Here is a 22,090-nt window from a genome sequence, read left to right on the forward strand (position 1 = left end):
AGAGGCATTTAATTATTCGATAAGCCCTGCCAGTTTTCAGTTTGCCCATCGCACGGTGCCCTGGCCTAAATGGGGCTTTATCCAGCCAAGGCCCTGTCATGGAAAACGTTCGAACCTCAAGCACCCATGCCGTCTGGCTGATGGTCAGCATCGTGCTGGTGGCGCTGAACCTGCGACCTTCGATGGCCGCCGTCGGGCCGCTGTTATCCGCCATGCGCGGGGAGGTCCCGCTGAGCTTCAGCACCGCCTCGCTGTTGACCATGTTGCCGGTGATGGCGATGGGCCTGGCGATGTTCCTGGGCATGCGCATCGCCCTGCGCATCGGCGAGCACCGCACCATCGTGCTGTCGCTGTTGATCATCGGTATCGCCACCGCATCGCGCTTGTACCTGGACAGCGCCGCCGAGCTGATCGTCAGCGCGGTGTTGGCCGGGCTCGGCATCGCGTTGATCCAGGCGGTGATGCCGGCCCTGATCAAGTCGCGCTACGCCGACAACGTCTCGCTGTTCATGGGTTTGTATGTCACGTCGATCATGGGCGGGGCGGCACTTGCCGCATCGTTTTCGCCGTTTGTCCTGTCGCAAACTGGCAGCTGGCGCATCGGCCTGGCGATCTGGGCACTGTTGGCGTTGGTCGCCCTGGGTTGCTGGTACGCCCAACGTGCAGCCGTGACCCCATTGCCCGGAACGCCTGTCCGGCAGCAAGCGTCATTCTTCAGCAATTCCCGGGCTTGGCTGCTGGCGATTTTCTTCGGCCTGGGCACCGCCTCCTACACCTGCGTACTGGCCTGGCTGGCCCCGTACTATGTAGAGAAGGGCTGGAGCCAACAACACGCTGGCCTGCTGTTGGGGTTCCTCACGGCCATGGAAGTGTTGTCCGGCCTCGTCACTCCGGCGATTGCCAACCGCAGCCGGGATAAACGCTGGGTCCTCACCGCCCTGCTGGCCCTGATCATCGGCGGCTTCTGCGGCCTGATTCTCAGCCCGGAACGCTTCAGCCTGTTGTGGCCTTGCCTGTTGGGCCTGGGCATCGGCGGCCTGTTCCCAATGAGCTTGATCGTCTCCCTCGACCACTTGGACAACCCGCGACGAGCCGGTGGCCTGACCGCGTTCGTGCAAGGCATTGGCTACCTGATCGCCGGGCTCTCGCCATTGATTGCCGGGATGATTCGCGATCAGTCGGGCAGCTTCGAATGGGCCTGGTGGTCACTCACTGCCGTCATGGCGTTGATGCTCCTGATGGTCCTGCGCTTCGATCCCAAGCAATACGCGCGGCATATAGACTAGACCGCGCTTGTCGTAAGCCCAGCAAAGATAAAAGCCCCGGGCTCCTGTATAAATGGAGGACTTTCGCCAGGACAAAGAGAGACGCAGGGATGACGCCGAGAATAGCTGATGCTGGTCAGTAACCTGCTCAGAAAGCTGGACATGCAAGACCTGATGGTTTTTGTAGCGGTGTACGAACAAGGCAGCGTCACCCAGGTCGCCGAGGCCTTATGCGTCAGCCAGTCAACCGTGAGCTACTGCCTGAGGAAACTGCGCACCAGTTTCCAGGACGAGCTGTTCATCAGTACCCGCTCCGGTATGCGCCCCACTCATAAAGCCACCGCCATGTACGGCAAGATACTGGGGGTTCTAGAGGCAATCAATCAATGCCATTCCGGCCTCCAGACATTCGATCCGAATCAGGAAGAAATCACCTTCAACCTCTGTGCGCCGGAATACTTTGAACTGCTGATCCTGCCCAAATTGGTCAAACGCTTCATCGGCAAGCGTTTTGCGGTGGTCATCAACACGACGAAATTTCATCGGGATATTCCAGTTGATGCACTGCGGGACGATCGCTTCGATCTTGTCGTCTGTTTCGGGCCGCACTTCCATGGCGACGTCAAGGGTCTGCGCTCGCAGGTGCTGCTCGAAGACGAGTTGGTGTGCGTGCTCGATAAAAATTTCCCAGGGCCGCAAGGAGACTTCAGCCTGGAAGCGTTTGCCGCGCGCCAGCACGTGTTTCCAACACCGTGGACGTCTGACACCAACATGATCGATGGCTGGCTCGCCCGACAGGGTTATAGCCGCAAGATAGTCGCAAGAGCCAACAGCTACGTAGCAGCGTTGAACCTGATCGCTGGAACCGACTTCGTCCTGACATTGCCTCGGCGTATCCAGGCATTGATTTGCGATCAAGCACAATTCGGCGAACACCCGCCACCCACGGGCTTACCGAACTTTACCCTGGAGATGGTATGGAGCGAGAAAGCGAGCCAGGACAGCGCCAACATCTGGCTTCGCGAGCAGATCATGCAAGTATGCGCCGAGGAGGGCCTGCTCTGACCCCCACTTCGGTGGGTGCGATGCCGTTCACTTAAGAAAAATGATGACCCTGTGGCGAGGGAGCTTGCTCCCGCTCGGCTGCGAAGCAGTCGTAAACCGGCGGGTGCGGTGTGTCTGATACGCCGCACTTGGCAGGTTTTGGGGCCGCTTCGCGGCCCAGCGGGAGCAAGCTCCCTCGCCACGGGTTTGCCGATTGCCTTAAGTGAACAGCATTGACTTCAGAGGGTGGGCTTTTTCATGGGCAAAAAAAAATCCGGAAATCCTCACTTTCGTGGGCCTTCCAGACTTTTAAAACAGCTAAAAATGGTGGGTCGTGTGGGATTCGAACCTACGACCAATTGGTTAAAAGCCAACTGCTCTACCAACTGAGCTAACGACCCGCTGTGTGGTGGCGCGTATAATACTGATTTCTAAGGACTATTCAACACTTAATTTGAAATAAATCAAAAATAACGGGTTGGATCGCTCACACCCGCCGCCGCAAAGCCTTCTGCACGCAGGCGGCAGCTGTCGCATTTGCCACAAGCGCGGCCCTGATCGTCGGCCTGATAGCAGGAAACGGTGAGTCCATAGTCCACGCCAAGCTTCACGCCCGCCTTGACGATGTCGGCCTTGCTCAGATTCTGCAACGGCGCCTGGATGCGGAAACCCTGCCCTTCCACGCCGGCCTTGGTGGCCAGGTTGGCCATGCGTTCGAACGCTTCGACGAACTCCGGGCGGCAGTCCGGGTAGCCGGAGTAATCCACGGCATTGACGCCAATGAAAATGTCGCGGGCGCCCAGCACTTCCGCCCAGCCCAGCGCCAAGGATAGGAACACCGTGTTACGCGCCGGCACATAGGTCACCGGAATGCCTTCACTTGGGGCCTCGGGCACGTCGATGGAGCTGTCGGTCAGGGCCGAACCGCCGATACCGTTGAGGTTCAAGCCGATGACTTTGTGTTCCACCACGCCCAAGTCCCGGGCCACCCGTTCGGCGGCGTGCAGCTCGGCGCGGTGGCGCTGGCCGTAGTCGAAACTCATGGTGTAGCAGCGATAGCCTTCGGCACGGGCCATGGCCACGACCGTGGCCGAATCCAGGCCACCGGACAACAGGATGACCGCACGTTTTTCAGCCATGTTCGAATGTTCAGTCATCTCAGCGCCCCGGCTCGTCGTTCCAAAGATATTTATGCAGCTGCAGTTGCAGGCGCACCGGCAAGTTATCCGCCACCACCCAATCCGCCAGATCCCGGGCGCTCAAATCGTGATGACTCGGCGATAGCAACACTTCGCCGGCCCGCTGATCGAGCCCGTACTGGATCAACTTGGACACGGCCCAGTCGTAATCCTCTCGCGAACAGATCACGAACTTGACCTGATCGTTGGGCGTCAGCAGTTCGATATTTTCGTAACGGTTGCGATGCGCTTCCTTGGAGCCTGGGGTTTTCAGGTCCACGACGCGGCTGACGCGCGGGTCGACGGCCGAGATATCCAGGGCGCCGCTGGTTTCCAGCGAAACCTCGTAACCGGCATCGCACAACTGCTTGAGCAAGGGGATGGCGTTGGGTTGCGCCAAGGGTTCGCCGCCCGTGACACAGACATAACGCGGACGATAACTGGCCACTTGTTCCAGGATATCGTCGAGGGATCGCACGGTGCCGCCGCTGAAGGCGTAGGCGCTGTCACAGTATTGGCAACGCAACGGACAACCGGTGAGGCGCACGAATACCGTGGGCAGCCCAGCCGTTCGCGTTTCACCCTGCAACGAGTAAAAAACTTCGGTGATTCTCAATGTGTCTTGCATAGTCGCCACGGGCGTAACAGCTAAACAGGCTGTCCGCCTCCGTCAGGCACTTCAAGGAACCCCGCCAACGCGCAGATCCCAAAAAGCGTGTTTCATAAAAAGGGCGTGAATTCTAACGAAAAAACCCGCGACAGGCGCGGGTTTCTTCAAAACAGCTCAAGCCGGCTTACATGCGTTGCAGATCACGCTGGGCCAACTGGGCGGCGGATGTCCCCGGGTACTGGGCCACCACCTGCTGCAGAATGCCTTTCACCTTGTCGGTGTGACCGAGGCGGCGCTCTACGTCAGCCAGCTTGTACAGCGAATCCGGCACCTTGGCGTGCTTGGGATACAGTTGCGACACCTTGGCGAACGCCTGGCCGGCACCTTGCAGGTCGCCCTTGGCCAGGTTCACTTCGCCCAGCCAGTATTGGGCATTGCCCGCGTACTGGCTGTTTGGGTATTTGCGCAGGAAAGCGGCAAAGGCCTGGCTGGCCTTGTCGAAATCCTTGGCCTTGATCAGGTCGAAGGCAGCATCGTAATAGAGCTTTTCCTTCGCCGGATCAGCCGGTTCGCCACCGGCGGCAGGTGCTGCCGGAGCGGCTGCCCCCGCGCCTGCGGCTGCACCGGGGGCGTTCAAGTCGCCACCGGCAGGAGAATTCTCAGGAGTCGCGGCAGGTGCAACGCCGGTTCCTATGCGCCGATCAAGATCCTGGTATCGCTCCAGGCTTTCCTGCTTCATGCGCGAGATATCATTTTGCAGTTCTTCGATCACACCTTGTTGGCGCGATATCTGATCCTGCATTTGCTGCAGTTGGTTGAACAGCTGGCCCTGTGCCGAGACAGGGGCCGAAACCCCTCCCCCGGCATAGGCGCCGTTCGTACCGTAACCTGCAGGCGGATAGCTGCTCCCGCTATTGTTATAGCCGGCATCGTTATCGACCACAGGAACCGCAGCCCACGCCGCAAGCGGCGCGAGGCTGAGAGCCAGAACAGTTACAGCACGACGGCACGTTCGCATGACGAATTACTTACGCAGTTCGACGCGACGGTTTTGAGCCCAGGACTGCTCGTCGTTGCCGGTAGCAACTGGACGCTCTTCGCCGTAGGAAACCAGTTCCAGCTGAGCTGGGGAAACACCTTGCAGTACCAGGTAGCGTTGAACGGCTTTCGCACGACGCTCGCCCAGTGCCATGTTGTACTCACGAGTACCACGTTCGTCGGTGTTGCCTTCCAGAACAACGCGAGCGCCGTTCGACTTCAGGTCTTTGGCGTGAACGTCCAGAGCGCGCATGGCTTCTGGCTTCAGGTCCGAGCTGTCGTATTCGAAGTAGAAGGTGGTGATTGCGCGCAGAGCAGCTTCTTCGCTCAGGGAGCCGTCAACTGCACCGGTGTTAGCGCCGTAACCAGCGTTTGGATCAACAGCGCCTTCACCGGCATTGTCGCCGCCTTTGGACGAGCAACCTACAGCTACAGCCATGGCCAGAGCCAGCGCAGCAAATTTACCAAACTTCAGCATTTCCATCGTGAAACTCCTAATGAACCCCAGTGTGTTAAGTAAAACGTATTGCGCCGCGTCAGTTCAGGTAAGGGGACCAGGACGGTTCTCTGACTTCGCCTTGAGCGGTAGGAAGCGGGAGCCTCACGCGTCCATTAATGGACACGAGCATCAAGACTCCCCGGCCCTGCTGGCGGGTGGCGTAGATTACCATGGTGCCGTTGGGCGCAACAGTAGGTGACTCGTCCAGAGTGCTATCAGTGAGGATTTTTACGCTACCGCGCTGCAAATCCTGGGCCGCCACCTTGAAATTGGTGAAACCATCCTGGCGATGGATCATCACCAGGGTCTTTTCGTCCGCCGACAGTTTAGGGTTGGCGTTGTAGTTACCGACGAAGGTTACGCGTTCGGCACCGCCGCCACCGGCACTGGTCTTGTAGATCTGTGGCTTGCCGCCGCGGTCGGAGGTGAAGTAGATGGTCGAGCCATCCTTGCCCCAGAACGGTTCGGTGTTGATGCCCGGGCCGTTGGTGACGCGGGAGATCGAACGCGAAGCCAGGTTCATTACGTAGACGTCCGGGTTACCGTCCTTGGACAGCACGAACGCCAGGCGCGAACCGTCCGGCGACCAGGCTGGCGCGCCATTCAGGCCTTCGAAGTTGGTGATCTGCTCACGACGACCGGTGTCGATGTGCTGCACGAAAATGCGCGGACGCTTCTGCTCGAACGAGACATAGGCGATGCGCTTGCCATCCGGGGCGAAGCGCGGCGACAGGATCGGCTCGCGCGATTGCAGCAGGGTCACCGCACGCGCGCCGTCGTAGTCGGAACGCTGCAGGGTGTAGCGGGTGTTGTTCTCGGAGAAGCGCTCGGCCGTCACATAGAGCATGCGCGTGGAGAACGCGCCCTTGATGCCGGTGAGTTTTTCGAACGACTGGTCGGCGATGTAGTGCGACATGTCGCGCAACTGGTCGACGCTGCCCGACACGCTGCCGGTCAGCACTTGCTGCTCGGTGGCGACGTTGAACAGGGCGTACTGCACCTGCAGGCGACCGCCGGCCGGAACGATGCTGCCGACCATGATGTACTGGGCGCCCAGGGCCTTCCAGTCACGGTAGATGACTTCGCTGGCCTGGGTTGGCAGGCTGATCATGTTCTGCTTCGGAATCGGCGCGTAGTAACCCGAGTTGCGCAGGTCGTTGCCGATGATTTCCGCCATGTCGTCCGGCAGCACGTTACCGCCCTGCCAGCCGAACGGTACGACGGCGATCGGGGTGGCCCGGTCGCTGCCGCTGGTGACCAGGATGTTCTTTTCCTCTGCTACCGCTATCCCTGCCAGGCAGCAGATAACGACCAGCATTGATCGAAGAAGGTTTCTCACAAGGCTAGATCCTCAGGTGTGAATGTCATCTTGAATGAACGATAGGGAGCAAAGTCGCTCGGCTTCATTCCTTGCATTTCCGTCAAACGCCCAATGTTCTTGACCGCTGCGACCGCCGAAGCGTCGAACGGACCGTCACCACTGGACTTGGCGACGCTGACCGAGGTAACCGTACCGTCGGGCAACATGCCGATTTGCAATACTACCGTCATGCCTTTGCGCGCCGAAGGTGGACGAGCCCAGCCTTCCGCCGCTCGGGCGCGAATCAGATCATCGTAGCTGCCGGCGACTTCATCGCCCTGCTCATCGGCCAAGGCCTGCTGGCGCTCCGGCGTGTCGGAAAGCAAATCTGCCAAGGCCTGGGCCTTTTTGTCTTCGGCGGATTTACGCGCTGCGTCCTGGGCCTTTTTCTTGGCGGCGTCGGCGGCGGCTTTCTTCTTCGCGTCTTCGGCGACTTTCTTTTTCGCCTCTTCAGCTTCAGCTTTCTTCTTGGCGTCTTCGGCCGCTTTTTTCTTGGCGTCCTCGACGATCTTTTTCTTCGCTTCTTCAGCGGCCGCTTTCTTGGCCTCTTCTTCAGCGGCTTTCTTGGCTTCTTCTTCGGCTTTCTTCTTGGCTATATCAGCCAATTGTTTCTCTTCTGCCTTTTTGGCCTCGGCGGTTTTCTTCGCTTCGTCGGCTTTCTTGGCTTCGTCAGCCTTTTTCGCCTCGTCAGCTTTCTTCGCCTCATCGGCCTTCTTGGCTTCCTCGGCCTTTTGAGCCGCTTCCTCTTTCTTTTGTTCCGCGGCCTTTATCGCTTCCTGCTCGACCTTCTTCTGCTCCATTTGCTCGACTTCGGTCTGGCGCGCGGCGGATTTCTTCGCCTCACCGGCAAGCTTCTGGTTGGTCTGCGTAGTGGCCTGGCTTTTCGACTTGAGCTGGTACAACGTCGCCTGCACGATCGGCTTGGCCGGCGGTAGCTCCGGGGTCATGGCAAAACTGACGAACAGCATGCCGAACACCAGCACATGCAGGCCGATGGCCAGGACACTGGGCCAGAAGTAGCTTTCCGAGGCGGACGGCTCTCGCTGTTGCTGCATCAGGGGGCCTCGGTGATCAAGCCAACATTACCGACCCCGGCTTTCTGCAGCCCGCCCATGGCGCCCATCACGGCACCGTAGTCGACAGTCTTGTCGCCGCGAATGAAGACCTGGGTACGCTTGCCGTTGCCGTTACCGGCGTTGATGATCTTGGTCACCGCGTCGGTCATCTGCGGCAAGGTCATGGCCCGGTCCTGCTGCTTCTCGGTATCCACTTCGCTGCCAAGGTTCCAGTAATAGGTCTTGTCAGCCTTGATCGAAATGGTCAGTACCTGGGTGTTGTTGTCCTGCGGCAAGGCTTCGCTGGAAACCTTGGGCAGATCGACCTTCACGCCCTGATTGAGCATGGGCGCGGTCACCATGAAGATGACCAGCAGCACCAACATCACGTCGATGTAGGGCACCACGTTCATCTCGGCAACCGGCTTGCGCTTTTTTCGGGCTCGAGCGATTAAAGCCATTGGGAAATACCTGCTTATTCTTCGCTGGTGTGCACTTTGCGGTGCAGGATCGCCTGGAATTCATCGGCGAAGGTGTAGTAACGGCTGGTCAGCGTTTCGCTGCGGGCAGCGAAGCGGTTGTAGGCGATAACGGCCGGGATCGCCGCGAACAGGCCGATGGCGGTGGCAATCAGTGCCTCGGCAATACCTGGGGCCACGGTGGCCAGGGTCGCTTGCTGGGCGGATGCCAGGCCACGGAAGGAGTTCATGATCCCCCACACGGTACCGAACAGGCCGATGTACGGGCTGACGGAACCAACGGTCGCCAGGAACGGCAGGCCCTGTTCGAGTTTCTCTTCTTCGCGGGAGATGGCGACGCGCATGGCACGGGCCACGCCTTCCATGACCGCTTCAGGGTCGACGCCCGGCTGCTGGCGCAGGCGGGAGAATTCCTTGAAGCCGGCGCGGAAGATCTGCTCGACGCCCGAATCCGGGTCCGGGTTGCTGCCGGCCTGGCGATACAGCTTGGACAGGTCGATGCCGGACCAGAAGCGCTCTTCGAAGCTCTCCAGGGCACGGCGACCGGCGCGCAGCATGTTGCTGCGCTGAAAGATCATGATCCATGAGGTCACCGATGCGGCTACCAGGGTCAGCATTACCAGTTGCACCACGACGCTGGCATTGCTGACCAGGCTCCACATGGAGGAATGGTCGACGACGTTAGCTTCCACGCTTTATCTCCTGCTCTGAGTGTGTACCCGCGCCGCTCACGCCGGCAAAGGCCGCGCGTAGAGCTTCGGGAATGGCCCGGGGTTTCAAACTATGGGTGCGCACACAGGCCACCAAAAACTGCCCTTCGCAGAGCAGCACGTTATCCGTAGCCCGCCTGACCTGCTGCTTGAAGCGCAGGCTGACACGGTTCAATTCGATGACATCGGCACTTACCACCAGTTCGTCGTCCAGTCGCGCCGGCGCGTGGTAACGCGCTTCGCTGGAATGCACGACGAATAACAGGTCCTCCCCTGCCAGCGCGGATTGGGCAAAACCCAGTTCCCGCAGCCGTTCGGTTCGAGCCCGTTCCATAAACTTGAGGTAATTGACGTAGTAGACGATGCCGCCGGCATCGGTGTCCTCGTAATAAACGCGACAGCGATGTGCGAACGACTCCAGCCCGTTTTGCGCGCGCATACTCTAGTGCTTACTCCTCAGGTTGCCAATCGGCCAGGCAACTGTTTTTTCATTCTCGAACGCATTGACGCTCCAGGCGTCGTCTGGGACAGCACGAACTGGAAAAAAGTCGGCATTCGGAGCTCGTTCAATCGTCCACGGCATCGAGGAATTCGTCTACCACCGGCATCTCGCCCATTCGTGTCGGGATGTTTAAGCCAAAATGCAGGTAGGCATGGCGGGTCACCACGCGCCCGCGTGGGGTGCGCATGATGTAGCCCTGCTGGATCAGGTAAGGCTCCAACACATCCTCAATGGTGTGGCGTTCTTCGCTGATGGCCGCCGCCAGGCTGTCCACGCCCACCGGGCCACCGTCAAACTTCTCGATCATGGTCAGCAGCAGGCGCCGGTCCTGGTGGTCGAAACCCCGCTCGTCGATGTCCAGCAGGTTCAACGCCAGGTCGGCAATCGGCTTGGTGATGTGGCCCTTGGCCCGGACTTCGGCAAAATCCCGCACCCGACGCAGCAGGCGGTTGGCGATCCGCGGCGTTCCCCGGGCACGCCGGGCAATTTCATAGGCACCGTCGGGGTCCAGTGGTAACCCGAGGATGCCCGCCGAGCGGCTGACGATCGTCGCCAGGTCGGCGTTGTTATAGAACTCCAGGCGCTGGACGATACCGAAACGGTCCCGCAGCGGGTTGGTCAGCATGCCGGCGCGGGTGGTGGCGCCCACCAGGGTGAACGGTGGCAGGTCGAGCTTGATGGAGCGCGCCGCCGGCCCTTCGCCGATCATGATGTCGAGCTGGAAGTCTTCCATGGCCGGGTACAGCACCTCTTCGACGATCGGCGACAACCGATGGATTTCGTCGATGAACAACACGTCATGAGGCTCAAGGTTGGTCAACAGCGCCGCCAGGTCGCCCGGCCGCTCGAGCACCGGCCCCGACGTGCTCTTGATCGAGACGCCCATTTCCTGGGCAATGATATTGGCCAGGGTGGTCTTGCCCAGGCCCGGCGGGCCGAAGATCAAGGTGTGGTCCAGCGATTCGCTGCGCCCACGGGCGGCCTGGATGAACAGCTCCATCTGCTCGCGCACGGTCGGCTGGCCGATGTAGTCGGCCAGGCTGACAGGACGAATCGCGCGATCCTGGATTTCCTCGCGGTCACGGGGCGCGCCCGTGGCGGCGATCAGACGGTCAGCTTCAATCACTTAAATCATTCCCTTCAGGGCACGGCGAATCATGTCTTCAGTGCTCAGGCCTTTTTCCTTGATGGCGGAAATCGCCTTGCTGGCTTCCTGAGGCTTGTAGCCCAGGGAGATCAGCGCGGTGACCGCATCGTTTTCGGCGCTGACCGCCGGCACCGGCGCATCCGGCTGGTTCGGCACCAGGGCGAACATGGCCGGCACCGCCTCCCAGGCCTTGAAGCGATCCTTGAGCTCGACCAGCAGGCGCTCGGCGGTTTTCTTGCCCACCCCCGGCACCTTGGTCAGGGCCGAGGTGTCCTGGGACTGCACGCAACGCACCAGCTCGTCGACTTCCAGGCTCGACATCAATGCCAGGGCCAGTTTCGGACCGACGCCATTGAGACGGATCAGCTCGCGGAAAAAATCCCGCTCGCGCTTGCCGACGAAACCATAGAGTAACTGCGCATCCTCGCGCACGACCAAATGGGTGTGCAGGGTCAGCGGCTCGCCGACCGACGGCAAGCGATACAGCGTGGTCATGGGCACTTCCAGCTCATAGCCCAGGCCGTTTACATCCAGAATCAGGTGCGGCGGCTGTTTTTCAGCCAGGGTGCCGCGCAAGCGTCCAATCACGTTTCAGATCCTTGGGCGTTGGCCAGCCCCCAGGCTGGCGAGTAACAACACGAGCATTCAGGCCGACGATACAGGCGCAACGGGCTCGGGTTCATGAATGAAGCGCTGATGCTATCAGAGACGCAGGCGCCCGCCACGACTGCGTGCGGTTCCCAGGCCATGGGGCAACAGACTGGAACGGGTGTGGGCATGGCAAATGGCGATGGCCAGGGCGTCGGAAGCATCGATCTGTGGCTTGCTGACCAGTTTCAACAGGTGCATCACCATCATTTGCACCTGCTCCTTGTTCGCCGCCCCTGTGCCGACGACCGCCTGCTTGACCTGGGTCGCGGTGTACTCGGCGATCTCCAGGTTTTCCTCGGCGCCCGCCACAATGGCCGCACCCCGGGCCTGCCCCAGCTTCAGGGCCGAATCGGCGTTGCGCGCCATGAAGACCCGCTCGATGCCCATGGTCACCGGGCCGTAGGTCTGGATGACTTCGCGCACGCCGCGATAAACGATCTGCAAGCGCTCGTGCAGCTCACCCGCACCGGTGCGGATGCAACCAGAGGCGACGTACACGCAGCCGCGCCCGGTATCGCGAACCACACCGTAGCCGGTGATGCGCGAACCAGGGTCGATACCAAGGATTAAAGTCATAACGCCTGCGAAAGGTAATGCGGATTACAAGAGGATACAGCTCATCAAAGATTTGCAGTGAATCCGTGGCGAGGGAGCTTGCTCCCGCTGGGCTGCGCAGCAGACCCTTCTTTGTGAGTGCTTCGCACTCAAGCGGGAGCAAGCTCCCTCGCCACGATGATTTCAAGCAAACCTTAAGTGAGCGGCATTACGCCTGTCAGCCCAGCTGTTCAGCCACCGACTCCGGAATATCAGCGTTGGAATAAACGTTCTGCACGTCATCCAGGTCTTCCAGCATGTCGATCAGCTTGAGCACCTTTTCGGCCCCTTCCAGGTCCAGTTCGGCACTGGTGGTCGGCTGCATGACGATTTCCGCATCGGCAGGCTTGAAACCGGCCGCCTCCAAGGCGTTGCGCACCGCATAGAAGCTGGCGAACGACGTGAACACGTCGAACGAACCGTCTTCATGGCTGACCACGTCATCGGCGTCGGCCTCCAGGGCCGCCTCCGTCAGGGCATCCTCATCGAGGCCCGGGGCGAAGCTGATCTGCCCCTTGCGCTCGAACAGATAGGCCACCGAGCCATCAGTGCCGAGGTTGCCACCGCATTTGCTGAATGCATGACGCACGGCGGCGGCGGTACGGTTGCGGTTGTCGGTCATGCATTCGACCATCACCGCCACGCCGCCCGGGCCGTAACCTTCGTAGGTCAGCTCTTCAACGTTATCCGCCTCGGTTGCACCGGCGCCACGGGCAATGGCCCGGTCGATGATGTCGCGGCTCATGTTGGCACCCAAGGCCTTGTCCAGGGCCAGGCGCAGGCGCGGGTTGGAACCCGGGTCGCCGCCACCCTGGCGGGCCGCGACCGTCAGCTCACGGATCCACTTGGTGAAGATCTTGCCTCTCTTGGCATCCTGACGTTCTTTGCGGTGCTTGATGTTCGCCCACTTGGAATGACCTGCCATAACTCGCTCCGTTTCTTTTTGGAACATTGCCCGCCCTGCGCGTGCGCAGTGGCCGACAATCAGAAATATCGACGCCAATGAAAAGGCGCATCCGAAGATGCGCCCTCTCAGGTACCAGCCTTACTCAGCCTTTGGCTGTTCCCGCAGGCGGATGTGCAACTCGCGCAACGCCTTGGCGTCCACCACGCCCGGCGCCTGGGTCATGACATCGGCCGCGCTCTGGGTTTTCGGGAACGCGATCACTTCACGGATCGACTGGGCGCCGGTCATCAGCATCACCAGGCGATCCAGGCCGAAGGCCAGGCCACCGTGGGGCGGTGCACCAAACTTCAGGGCGTCCAGCAGGAAGCCGAACTTCTCTTCCTGTTCAGCTTCATCGATACCCAACAGACGGAACACCGCCTGTTGCATTTCCTTGCGATGGATACGGATCGAACCGCCACCCAGCTCGGTGCCGTTCAGGACCATGTCGTAGGCGCGCGACAACGCGGTGGCCGGGTTGGCTTCCAGCTCTTGCGGCGAGCACTTCGGCGCCGTGAACGGGTGGTGCAGCGCGGAGAAGCTACCATCGTCGTTTTCTTCGAACATCGGGAAATCAACGACCCACATTGGCGCCCATTCGCAAGTCAGCAGCTTCAGGTCGTGGCCCAGCTTGATGCGCAGCGCACCCAGGGCTTCACTGACGATCTTGGCCTTGTCGGCGCCGAAGAAGACGATGTCGCCGTCAACCGCACCGACGCGATCGAGGATCACGTTGAGGTTGTCTTGCGGGATGTTCTTCACGATCGGCGATTGCAAGCCATCGACACCGGCGGCGCGCTCGTTGACCTTGATGTACGCCAGGCCCTTGGCACCGTAGATGCCGACGAACTTGGTGTAGTCGTCGATCTGCTTGCGCGGCATGCTGGCGCCGCCTGGAACACGCAGGGCCGCGATACGGCATTTCGGGTCGTTGGCCGGGCCGCTGAACACCTTGAATTCGACTTCCTTGAGCTGGTCAGCCACGTCCACCAGTTCCAGCGGGTTACGCAGGTCCGGCTTGTCGGAACCGTAGCGACGCATGGCCTCTTCGAAGGTCATGTGCGGGAACTCGCCGAACTCCAGGCCCAGCACTTCCTTGAACAGGTTGCGGATCATGCCCTCGGTCAGGCCCATGATGTCTTTTTCGTCGAGGAAGCTGGTCTCGATGTCGATCTGAGTGAACTCAGGCTGACGGTCGGCACGCAGGTCTTCGTCGCGGAAGCACTTGGCGATCTGGTAGTAGCGATCGAACCCGGCCACCATCAGCAGTTGCTTGAACAGCTGTGGCGATTGCGGCAAGGCGAAGAAGCTGCCGGGGTGGGTACGGCTCGGCACCAGGTAGTCGCGGGCGCCTTCCGGCGTGGCGCGGGTCAGGATCGGCGTCTCGACGTCGAGGAAGCCGTTCTCGTCCAGGTAACGACGGATGCTGGTGGTCATGCGCGAACGCAGGCGCAGCTTCTCGGCCATTTCCGGGCGACGCAGGTCGATGAAGCGGTAGCGCAGGCGGGTTTCCTCGCCCACGTCGGAGTATTCGTTAAGCGGGAACGGCGGGGTTTCCGCTTCGTTGAGCACTTCCAGCTCGTAGCCCAGCACTTCGATCATGCCCGACGCCATGTTGGCGTTGCCGGCGCCGGCCGGGCGCAGGCGCACCTTGCCGGTGATCTTGACGACGTATTCGCTGCGCACGCGGTCGGCGGTGGCGAAGGTTTCAGCGCGGTCCGGATCGAACACCACCTGGGCCAGGCCTTCACGATCACGGATATCGAGGAAAATCACCCCGCCATGGTCACGGCGACGATGGACCCATCCGCAAAGAGTAACTTCCTGACCTTCCAGGCTTTCGTTCAGTTGGCCGCAATAATGGCTGCGCATCATGGTAGTGGTTTCACTTCTCGTAATTCGACATTCGGTTGGAGGCCCTGCCCGTGCAAGAACTCGCGCGTATTCAACTCAATCAGCTTTGTCGCCACCGGCCAGGTTCTTCTTGGCGCCGGTCTTGAAGTCGGTCTCATACCAGCCCGTGCCACCGAGGCGAAAACCAGGCATGGAGAGCATCTTTTTCAGTTCCGGCGCCTGGCAGGCAGGGCAGTCGACCAGCGGTGCAGCGCTGATCTTTTGAATGGCTTCCATCTGATGACCACAGGAAGCACATTGGTAGTCGTACATCGGCATGGGGTTGTCTCGGCGATCAGGTTACACGCGCAAAGGCGGGCTTTGCGGCAAAGAGCGGGATTATATCCATTAAATGCGGCCTGTGCAGCCGTAAGACCGCACAGTCATTGCCGATCCTTTTGTTCATTCAAGGCTTGCGCGACTCATCGTGGCCAGAGATTGCTCCCGCTTGAGTGCGAAGCGCTCACAAGGAGGGCTGCTGCGCAGCCCAGCGGGAGCAAGCTCCCTCGCCACGAATGAACTCGTTCCCCTGGGGGACACCGCGCTCGCAACCATTGACGGGGCTAGACCACACGATGATCCATTCCCGCCTCTTTCAAGCTGTGCACCACACAGACCACGCGCACCAACCCGCTGAAATTGCGCACCCCGCCGTGACGCAGGTGCACCTCCCTGTCCACATGGGACAGCAACGTGCTGATGGAGCAGTGGTTGAGCTCGGCCATGTCGCCGAGGATATCCCAATAGACCTGCTCCAGCCGCAGACAGGTGGCGAACCCGTTCAAGCGAATGGATCGGGCCAGGGGCCGGGCCAGCTGCATATCGAACCCCCGGACGAACGGGTCGACGCTGATGGGCTGGAAACGCCCCCGCCCCCCTTCTCCGGGTTCTTTTCCTTGAATCATACCGTTGACACTCCTTTGCCATACGAGCCTCTGGGTTGGAACAACCCATCCGTGGCTCTATGGAAGCTCAACGGCACCGCCAGTTCCAGATGACTTTATGACCATGGGCGTAGGACAAGCCAACAGCAGGCCGGCGACGAATTACGTCGTCCTACACGGCACGTGCAGGCAATAGGCCCCACCCCACGTCATCCCCCGTCTGGGCTTATTGGCCTTCAAGTAGCGCGCGCAGCATCCACGCGGTCTTTTCGTGGACCTGCATGCGTTGGGTCAGAAGGTCAGCGGTGGGCTCGTCGCTGACCTTGTCCAATAAAGGAAAGATGCCACGGGCCGTACGCGTCACCGCCTCCTGACCCTCGACCAGTTGTCGGATCATGTCTTCGGCGGCAGGCACGCCTTCCTCTTCCTTAATAGAAGACAGGCGCGCATACACCGAGTAGGCGCCTGGGGCCGGGAAGCCAAGGGCGCGGATTCGCTCGGCAATCAGGTCCACCGCCAAGGCCAACTCGTTGTATTGCTCCTCGAACATCAGGTGCAGGGTCCGAAACATCGGCCCTGTGACGTTCCAGTGGAAATTGTGGGTCTTGAGGTACAGCACGTAGGTGTCCGACAGCAGGCGCGAAAGCCCGTCGACGATGGACTTGCGATCTTCTTCACTGATACCGATATCAATTGCCATTGGTTTGATCTCCTGAAAGTGATGAATTCGACAACCGCCCTACCCACTCTAGTGGTTTTGGCCGCCTGCGGCCTGCGACAGATCGCCAGCCCTCCAGAACCGACAAGCCAGGACAGCCGACGGTTCCGACACCCTGGGCAATTCAACACCGCTTGCCTGGCACCTCCAGGCATCGGCGCAGCTTTTCTGGCCGACGAACAGCGCGGTGCGCGCCCGTAACGGGTTTGAGAAGGCCCAAGCTTTGCTGTTAAATAGGCAGTGTGTCGCTACGCTTATTTTCCCGGGCGTAGCGCATAGGCTGATTCGGGTACGTGTCCAACGCCTCTCATTGTTTCGAAGCGAACCGTCCCCGACCCGCTCTTCCTTGTGACCTGTCTTAACCGTGAGCCAATCAAAATGTTGAAAATCGTCCACTTGCTAATGGGCGCAGCTGCCCTGCTGCTGTCCTTCATCCCTAGCCTGGGTTCCGAAGCCACACCTTACCTGCAACATCCCGATGCACTGTACCTGGCCTTTTTCGGCCTGCTCAACCTGACCCTTGCACCTGTCATCCCTTACTGGAACAAAGGTCCACGTCACCAACTGCAAAACCTGGTCAGCGCCCTGCTGGTGCTGGCCGTTGCCCTGCAAACCCTGGCCCTGTTGGCACCGATGCCGGAAATCGGCGGTCAACCGGCCATTCTGTTCAGCCTGGGCGCGGCCCTGTTCGCCGTGGCACTGCACCTGGCCGTCAGCTTCTACAAGAAGTCGTCGCCAGCCGCCGCTGCGCAGAACTACGACATGTCCAACCGCGATACCGGCACGGTGAAGTGGTTCAACACGTCCAAGGGCTTCGGCTTCATCTCCCGCGACTCCGGCGATGACATCTTCGTGCATTTCCGGGCCATTCGTGGCGAAGGCCATCGCGTCCTGGTGGAAGGCCAGCGCGTGGAGTTCTCCGTGATGAACCGCGACAAGGGCCTGCAAGCCGAAGATGTGATCGCCGCGCTGCCGCGCCGCTGATCCAAGCGTAAAAAAACCGCGATGCAGCCTGGCTGCTCGCGGTTTTTTATTGCCTGGCAATCAAGGCCACATCAGTAGTGAGGCGGCGGCGCTTCTTCCTCGAACGTCTCGAATTGCCCGGCCATTTCTTCCTGGCGCTTGAGCAACGCCGCCATCTGCAGCTGCAGACGCTCGACAACGCGCTGTTGCGCCACCAGCACATCATTCAATGCCTGGATGGTGTCATCCTGAAATGCCAGGCGGCTTTCCAGATCGGTTACACGTTCTTCAAGGTTCATGGTTCAGCCCTCCAGAAACTTGAAATCATCGGCCAGGGCCACTCGCAACCGTTCGCGAATGGCCGCGACCTGCCCCGCATTATACGGCTGGGCCGGATGCTTGCCCCAGACCGGCGCAGGCCAGGCGGCATCATCACGCTTGCGCACGATGACATGCATGTGCAATTGACTGACCACGTTACCCAAGGTTGCAACGTTCATCTTGTCGGCATCGAACGAATCCTTGAGGGTTTCGGCCAGCGCCGTGGTTTCTTTCCACAGCTGCAATTGATCGATGTCATCCAACTGAAACAATTCGCTGATATTTTCTCGCCGCGGCACGAGGATGAACCATGGGTAGTTGGCGTCGTTGGACAAGAGCAAACGGCACAACGGGAAATCGCCGATAGGCAATGTGTCTTGTTGCAGTCGTGGATCTAAGGCAAACACCGCGCGTACTCCTCGTTATCGATTCTGCCCGGCTCAGCAGCCCGCAGGCCTGCGTCGGACACAGGGGTGCAGCATACCCGCGAATGCCGGATCGATCACTGCGTAGCGTCCCGACGCCGTTTCTTCGCGTTTTTTTCAACATACGGCATCAACCTGTGCAGCTGACGCACCAACACAGCGCAAGCGGCACGGCAATCCTCTGAAAGGACCATGCCAGGGCCCAGGCAAAGCCTCGACGCTGTAAGATTTTCGTACAACATGAAATTTTTTTGCACCAAAACAGCACAGTACGTCTACGCTCAGTGCACAAAGCATCCGTGATTTACTCACTGGGTAGGGTGAACCGGTAACGTTTTTGGTTGTCTTGCCGCATTTGCCGATGCCAAACACGGGAGCTCACACGAGTCAACCCTATTTAAAACAAGGCCTTTGGAGCCCGGTTTCATGAGGTTTCACCGCGTCAACCGGTGAAATGTGAAAAAAATGTAAACGAAATCCGGGTTTGAGCATGCTTGTTGCATTCATACTCGCACTGTCCAAGGGGCTCGCCGGAAGCGAGAACCTGCCGACACACAAATTAAAGTGGCAAGGCTGCCCACAGGAGCTTCAAACGCGGTAACAACGGACTCTTTACACCGATGCCGGAAAAGAAAAAACAACATAAAAGTTGTGAATCCGGTTGCATCGGAACAGCTGAAATGCGACATGGATCGAGCCATTGGCGACAGGGTCGTAAAGAAGCTGAAAGGTTGAATGGGCAAGTATCGCCAAAGAATGTCGACGTGATATAAGTTTGCGCCGACACAAAAAGAAAGAGCCGCCCAGATAAAAAAACAGGTGGGACGGCAGTACTCTTCTAAAAACCAAAGGAGCAAATCACGATGCGCGTGATGAAGTGGAGCATGATCGCACTGGCTGTATCGGCCAGTACCTCGCAGTTCGCAATGGCGTCCTCCCAAGAGGAATCCAAGGGTTTTATCGAAGATCAGAGCTTGACCGTTCTGACCCGTGCGCTGTACATGAACCGTGATTTCAAGAACAACCCAAGCACTTCGCAAAGTTATCGTGAAGAGTCTGGTGTTGCCGCTCGTGCCATTTACGAGTCGGGCTTCACTCAAGGCACCGTTGGTGTAGGCGTTGACGGCTTCGCATTTGGCACCGTTCGCATCGATGGGGGCAGCGGTCGTGCCGGTAACGGTCTGTTCGCTCGTGACAGCGACGGCAACCTGGAAGACACACAATCGAAAGTGGGTGGCGCGGTTAAATTCCGTCTGTCCGACACCGTCCTGAAATACGGTAACCAGTTCACTACCAGCCCGGTCTTCTCCACTGACGACAGCCGTCTGCTGCCGGAAGTTGCCACTGGTACCCTGATCACCAGTAAAGAAATCAAAGGCCTGGAGCTGACCGCAGGTCGTTTCAACGCCATCAGCTCGCAAACTGGCATGGGTGATGACGGCCTTGGCCTGAAATCCGCTGACATCGTTGGCGCAACCTACCAGTTCACCGACAACTTCGTCGGTGGCGTAGCGGCTTCCGATGTTGAAGACCACTACAAAAAGAAATACCTGAACCTGAACTACACATTGCCGATCAACGAAGATCAGTCCCTGAACTTCGACTTCAACGGTTATGACAGCCAGGACCAAGGCCAGAAGCTCAGCGGCGACGTTGACAACCGCATCTGGTCCCTCGCAGCAGCCTATGCCATCGGTGCCCACAAGTTCACCCTGGCTCACCAGCGCTCCACCGGTGATACCGGCTACGTGTACGGCGTTGACGGCGGCGGTACCATTTTCCTCGCCAACTCCATCCAGTACTCCGACTTCAACGGTCAGGACGAGCGTTCCTGGCAGGCTCGCTACGACCTGAACATGAAGACCTACGGCATTCCTGGCCTGAGCTTCATGACTCGTTACGTTACCGGTGACAACATCGAAACTGGCGGCGAAGAAGGCAAAGAGCACGAGTGGGACATCGAAACCAAGTATGTTCTGCAAAGCGGTCCAGCCAAGGACCTGTCTTTCCGTGTACGTAGCGCGTTCTACCGTGCCAACACTGCCTATAATGGCATCAACGGCAACGACAACAATGACTTCCGCGTAATCGTCGAATACCCACTGAGCATCTTGTAATTCAGTACTAGTTCGATAGCTGCACCCGCAACAAACAAAAAACCGCTCACCTGATTCCAGGTGAGCGGTTTTTTTATGTCCGTTGCAATGTCAGCTTTAACACAACTTATTAAATAGCAAGCTAGCTAAATATAACCTGACTCCAGTGCCAAGTTATATTCACGTCGTTATTGCGCCGGCCCTTCCTGAACCACCCGAATCACTCGTTGTGGAAACGGAATATCAATGCCCGCGTCCTTCAAGCGATCCCGCGCCAGCTCATTGAGCATGAACATGACGTTCCAGTAGTCCGCGGTCTTGACCCAAATACGCAACGACACCGTGATCGCACTGTCGCCCAAGGTGGAAATCACTGCTTCAGGCGCTGGATCCGCCAGCACGCGTTCATCCTTGGCCAACTCAAGCAACACTTCCCGGGCCTTTTGCAGGTCGGCCTGGTAATCCACGCCGACATCGAACACGACCTTGCGGGTCGGCTGGCGGTTGGTATTGGTGATGATGCCGTTGGAGAGATTACCGTTGGGCACGATGACGGTCTTGTTGTCACCGGTGCGCAACACCGTGTGGAAAATCTGGATGCTGTCGACCGTACCAGCCACGCCCTGCGCTTCAATCCAGTCACCGATGCGGAACGGACGGAACAGCAGGATCAGCACGCCACCGGCGAAGTTCGCCAGGCTGCCTTGCAAGGCCAGGCCAATCGCCAGGCCGGCGGCACCGATGGCGGCGACGAACGAAGTGGTTTCCACACCGATCATCGAAGCGACGCTAACGATCAGCAATACCTTCAGGATTATGTTGGCCAGGGTGCTGATAAACCCTTGCAGGGCCAGGTCGGCGTTACGCAGGGCCAGCAGCGCACCCAGTTTCTGCGTTACTTTGTTGATCAGCCACCAGCCGATGGCCAGGGTGATGACGGCCAGCAGCACGCGGCTGCCGTATTCCATGATCATGGGAATCCAGGTCTGGGAAGCCTTGACCAGGTTGTCCACTTCAGCGTTCAAGTCCATCTAATTCTCCTTATTCCTGTTGCACGCGGCATTGTGTGGCGAGGGAGCTTGCTCCCGCTGGGCTGCGTAGCGGCCCTATTGATGGGTGCTGCGCACCCAAGCGGGAGCAAGCTCCCTCGCCACGGTAACCGCGAAGATCCGAAATCAGTCGCGGAAATTATTGAATTGCAGGGGCATGTCGAATGCCTTGGCGCGCAGTGCCGCAATGGCTTCTTGCAAGTCGTCACGTTTCTTGCCGGTGACCCGCACCTGCTCGCCCTGGATGGCGGCTTGTACCTTGAGCTTGGCGTCCTTGATGTGAGCGACGATCTTCTTGGCCAGTTCCTTGTCGATGCCTTCCTTGAGCACGGCTTCCTGCTTCATCAACTTGCCCGAGGCAAAGGCGTCCTTGACTTCAAGGCACTGCACATCGATCTTGCGCTTGACCAGCGCCAGCTTGAGGATCTCGATCATCGCCTCGAGCTGGAAATCGGCCTCGGCGGTCAGGTTCACGGTCAGGTCTTTTTCCTTGAACTCGAAACTGCCCTTGCCCTTGAGGTCATAACGACGGTCGAGTTCCTTGACGGCGTTTTCAACCGCGTTGGTGACTTCGTGCTTGTCCAGTTCGGATACCACGTCGAATGACGGCATGTAGTGTTCTCCAAATAAAAAGGCGCGCCAGTATCAACGGCGCGCGCTTGG

General features: G+C 59.3%; 25 protein-coding genes and 1 tRNA gene. 4 read left to right on the plus strand and 22 right to left on the minus strand.

The window, feature by feature from the left end; genetic code table 11:
• The first annotated feature begins 98 nt into the window (after positions 1-98).
• Together J3P85_RS23020 and J3P85_RS23025 are read left to right on the plus strand one after the other, a co-directional pair.
• Positions 99-1,286, plus strand: a complete 1,188-nt coding sequence (locus tag J3P85_RS23020) for a cyanate transporter (protein WP_434703631.1) — start codon at positions 99-101, stop codon at positions 1,284-1,286.
• Positions 1,287-1,394: 108 nt separating this feature from the next.
• Positions 1,395-2,330 (plus strand): LysR family transcriptional regulator, encoded by a 936-nt coding sequence (locus J3P85_RS23025; protein WP_434703633.1) that lies wholly within the window; start codon positions 1,395-1,397, stop codon positions 2,328-2,330.
• A 304-nt stretch (positions 2,331-2,634) separates the two neighbouring features.
• On the opposite strand, the gene J3P85_RS23030 is transcribed toward J3P85_RS23025, so the two are convergent.
• From J3P85_RS23030 to J3P85_RS23115, 18 genes are all read right to left on the minus strand, one after another.
• Positions 2,635-2,710: transfer RNA gene (locus tag J3P85_RS23030), tRNA-Lys, on the minus strand.
• Positions 2,711-2,773: 63 nt separating this feature from the next.
• Positions 2,774-3,448, minus strand: a complete 675-nt coding sequence (gene queC, locus J3P85_RS23035) for a 7-cyano-7-deazaguanine synthase QueC (protein ID WP_170862027.1) — start codon at positions 3,446-3,448, stop codon at positions 2,774-2,776.
• Positions 3,449-3,467: 19 nt separating this feature from the next.
• Entirely contained in the window at positions 3,468-4,115 is a 648-nt protein-coding gene (queE, locus tag J3P85_RS23040) for a 7-carboxy-7-deazaguanine synthase QueE (protein ID WP_186706351.1), read from the minus strand.
• 166 nt (positions 4,116-4,281) lie between these two features.
• Positions 4,282-5,115 carry a tol-pal system protein YbgF gene (gene ybgF, locus J3P85_RS23045; RefSeq protein ID WP_250963420.1) on the minus strand — a complete coding sequence of 278 codons (834 nt, stop codon included), beginning with the start codon at positions 5,113-5,115 and terminating at the stop codon, positions 4,282-4,284.
• Positions 5,116-5,121: 6 nt separating this feature from the next.
• Complete coding sequence (gene pal / locus J3P85_RS23050; RefSeq protein ID WP_003205029.1) at positions 5,122-5,619, minus strand: peptidoglycan-associated lipoprotein Pal; 498 nt, start codon at positions 5,617-5,619, stop codon at positions 5,122-5,124.
• A gap of 52 nt (positions 5,620-5,671) precedes the next feature.
• Entirely contained in the window at positions 5,672-6,973 is a 1,302-nt protein-coding gene (tolB, locus tag J3P85_RS23055; RefSeq protein WP_434574514.1) for a Tol-Pal system beta propeller repeat protein TolB, read from the minus strand.
• Complete coding sequence (tolA, locus tag J3P85_RS23060) at positions 6,970-8,049, minus strand: cell envelope integrity protein TolA (RefSeq protein ID WP_003205033.1); 1,080 nt, start codon at positions 8,047-8,049, stop codon at positions 6,970-6,972. Before tolA ends, tolB begins: the two co-directional genes overlap by 4 nt.
• Positions 8,049-8,501: a protein TolR gene (tolR, locus tag J3P85_RS23065; protein ID WP_172681749.1), complete on the minus strand. Its 453-nt coding sequence runs from the start codon at positions 8,499-8,501 to the stop codon at positions 8,049-8,051. Before tolR ends, tolA begins: the two co-directional genes overlap by 1 nt.
• A gap of 23 nt (positions 8,502-8,524) precedes the next feature.
• Positions 8,525-9,220: a protein TolQ gene (tolQ, locus tag J3P85_RS23070; protein ID WP_030140798.1), complete on the minus strand. Its 696-nt coding sequence runs from the start codon at positions 9,218-9,220 to the stop codon at positions 8,525-8,527.
• Complete coding sequence (ybgC, locus tag J3P85_RS23075; RefSeq protein ID WP_003205037.1) at positions 9,210-9,677, minus strand: tol-pal system-associated acyl-CoA thioesterase; 468 nt, start codon at positions 9,675-9,677, stop codon at positions 9,210-9,212. The genes tolQ and ybgC overlap by 11 nt, the downstream gene beginning before the upstream one ends.
• Before the next feature lie 127 nt (positions 9,678-9,804).
• Entirely contained in the window at positions 9,805-10,866 is a 1,062-nt protein-coding gene (ruvB, locus tag J3P85_RS23080) for a Holliday junction branch migration DNA helicase RuvB (RefSeq protein WP_003178599.1), read from the minus strand.
• Positions 10,867-11,475 carry a Holliday junction branch migration protein RuvA gene (gene ruvA / locus J3P85_RS23085; protein ID WP_053124616.1) on the minus strand — a complete coding sequence of 203 codons (609 nt, stop codon included), beginning with the start codon at positions 11,473-11,475 and terminating at the stop codon, positions 10,867-10,869.
• A gap of 114 nt (positions 11,476-11,589) precedes the next feature.
• The gene (gene ruvC / locus J3P85_RS23090) at positions 11,590-12,114 is read right to left on the minus strand and encodes a crossover junction endodeoxyribonuclease RuvC (RefSeq protein WP_014339919.1); all 525 of its coding nucleotides are present in this window, start codon (positions 12,112-12,114) and stop codon (positions 11,590-11,592) included.
• A 196-nt stretch (positions 12,115-12,310) separates the two neighbouring features.
• Complete coding sequence (locus J3P85_RS23095; RefSeq protein WP_018614256.1) at positions 12,311-13,057, minus strand: YebC/PmpR family DNA-binding transcriptional regulator; 747 nt, start codon at positions 13,055-13,057, stop codon at positions 12,311-12,313.
• Positions 13,058-13,177: 120 nt separating this feature from the next.
• A complete protein-coding gene (gene aspS / locus J3P85_RS23100) occupies positions 13,178-14,953 on the minus strand; it encodes an aspartate--tRNA ligase (protein WP_411385476.1) in 1,776 nt (591 codons plus the stop codon).
• Positions 14,954-15,028: 75 nt separating this feature from the next.
• Complete coding sequence (locus J3P85_RS23105; protein WP_003178589.1) at positions 15,029-15,250, minus strand: FmdB family zinc ribbon protein; 222 nt, start codon at positions 15,248-15,250, stop codon at positions 15,029-15,031.
• A 284-nt stretch (positions 15,251-15,534) separates the two neighbouring features.
• On the minus strand, positions 15,535-15,876 hold the full coding sequence (locus J3P85_RS23110; RefSeq protein ID WP_434703636.1) for a ribbon-helix-helix domain-containing protein: 342 nt from the start codon (positions 15,874-15,876) through the stop codon (positions 15,535-15,537).
• A 205-nt stretch (positions 15,877-16,081) separates the two neighbouring features.
• Positions 16,082-16,555, minus strand: coding sequence for a Dps family protein (locus J3P85_RS23115; RefSeq protein WP_053124624.1), 474 nt, complete (start codon positions 16,553-16,555; stop codon positions 16,082-16,084).
• Between the two features lie 396 nt (positions 16,556-16,951).
• On the opposite strand from J3P85_RS23115, the gene J3P85_RS23120 reads away from it, so the two are divergent.
• Positions 16,952-17,557: a cold-shock protein gene (locus tag J3P85_RS23120; RefSeq protein ID WP_186706358.1), complete on the plus strand. Its 606-nt coding sequence runs from the start codon at positions 16,952-16,954 to the stop codon at positions 17,555-17,557.
• A gap of 71 nt (positions 17,558-17,628) precedes the next feature.
• On the opposite strand, the gene J3P85_RS23125 is transcribed toward J3P85_RS23120, so the two are convergent.
• Together J3P85_RS23125 and J3P85_RS23130 are read right to left on the minus strand one after the other, a co-directional pair.
• The gene (locus J3P85_RS23125) at positions 17,629-17,835 is read right to left on the minus strand and encodes a SlyX family protein (RefSeq protein WP_025215235.1); all 207 of its coding nucleotides are present in this window, start codon (positions 17,833-17,835) and stop codon (positions 17,629-17,631) included.
• A gap of 3 nt (positions 17,836-17,838) precedes the next feature.
• Positions 17,839-18,264 carry an HIT domain-containing protein gene (locus J3P85_RS23130; protein WP_186706359.1) on the minus strand — a complete coding sequence of 142 codons (426 nt, stop codon included), beginning with the start codon at positions 18,262-18,264 and terminating at the stop codon, positions 17,839-17,841.
• Positions 18,265-19,145: 881 nt separating this feature from the next.
• Here J3P85_RS23130 and J3P85_RS23135 point away from each other — a divergent pair.
• Positions 19,146-20,399 (plus strand): OprD family porin, encoded by a 1,254-nt coding sequence (locus tag J3P85_RS23135; protein WP_186706360.1) that lies wholly within the window; start codon positions 19,146-19,148, stop codon positions 20,397-20,399.
• A 167-nt stretch (positions 20,400-20,566) separates the two neighbouring features.
• On the opposite strand, the gene J3P85_RS23140 is transcribed toward J3P85_RS23135, so the two are convergent.
• Together J3P85_RS23140 and J3P85_RS23145 are read right to left on the minus strand one after the other, a co-directional pair.
• A complete protein-coding gene (locus J3P85_RS23140; protein WP_434703638.1) occupies positions 20,567-21,409 on the minus strand; it encodes a mechanosensitive ion channel family protein in 843 nt (280 codons plus the stop codon).
• A 144-nt stretch (positions 21,410-21,553) separates the two neighbouring features.
• On the minus strand, positions 21,554-22,039 hold the full coding sequence (locus J3P85_RS23145) for a YajQ family cyclic di-GMP-binding protein (protein WP_434703640.1): 486 nt from the start codon (positions 22,037-22,039) through the stop codon (positions 21,554-21,556).
• Positions 22,040-22,090: the final 51 nt, after the last annotated feature.

Source organism: Pseudomonas sp. Z1-12 (assembly GCF_051132015.1).
Classification (GTDB): Bacteria; Pseudomonadota; Gammaproteobacteria; order Pseudomonadales; family Pseudomonadaceae; genus Aquipseudomonas; species Aquipseudomonas zanjanensis.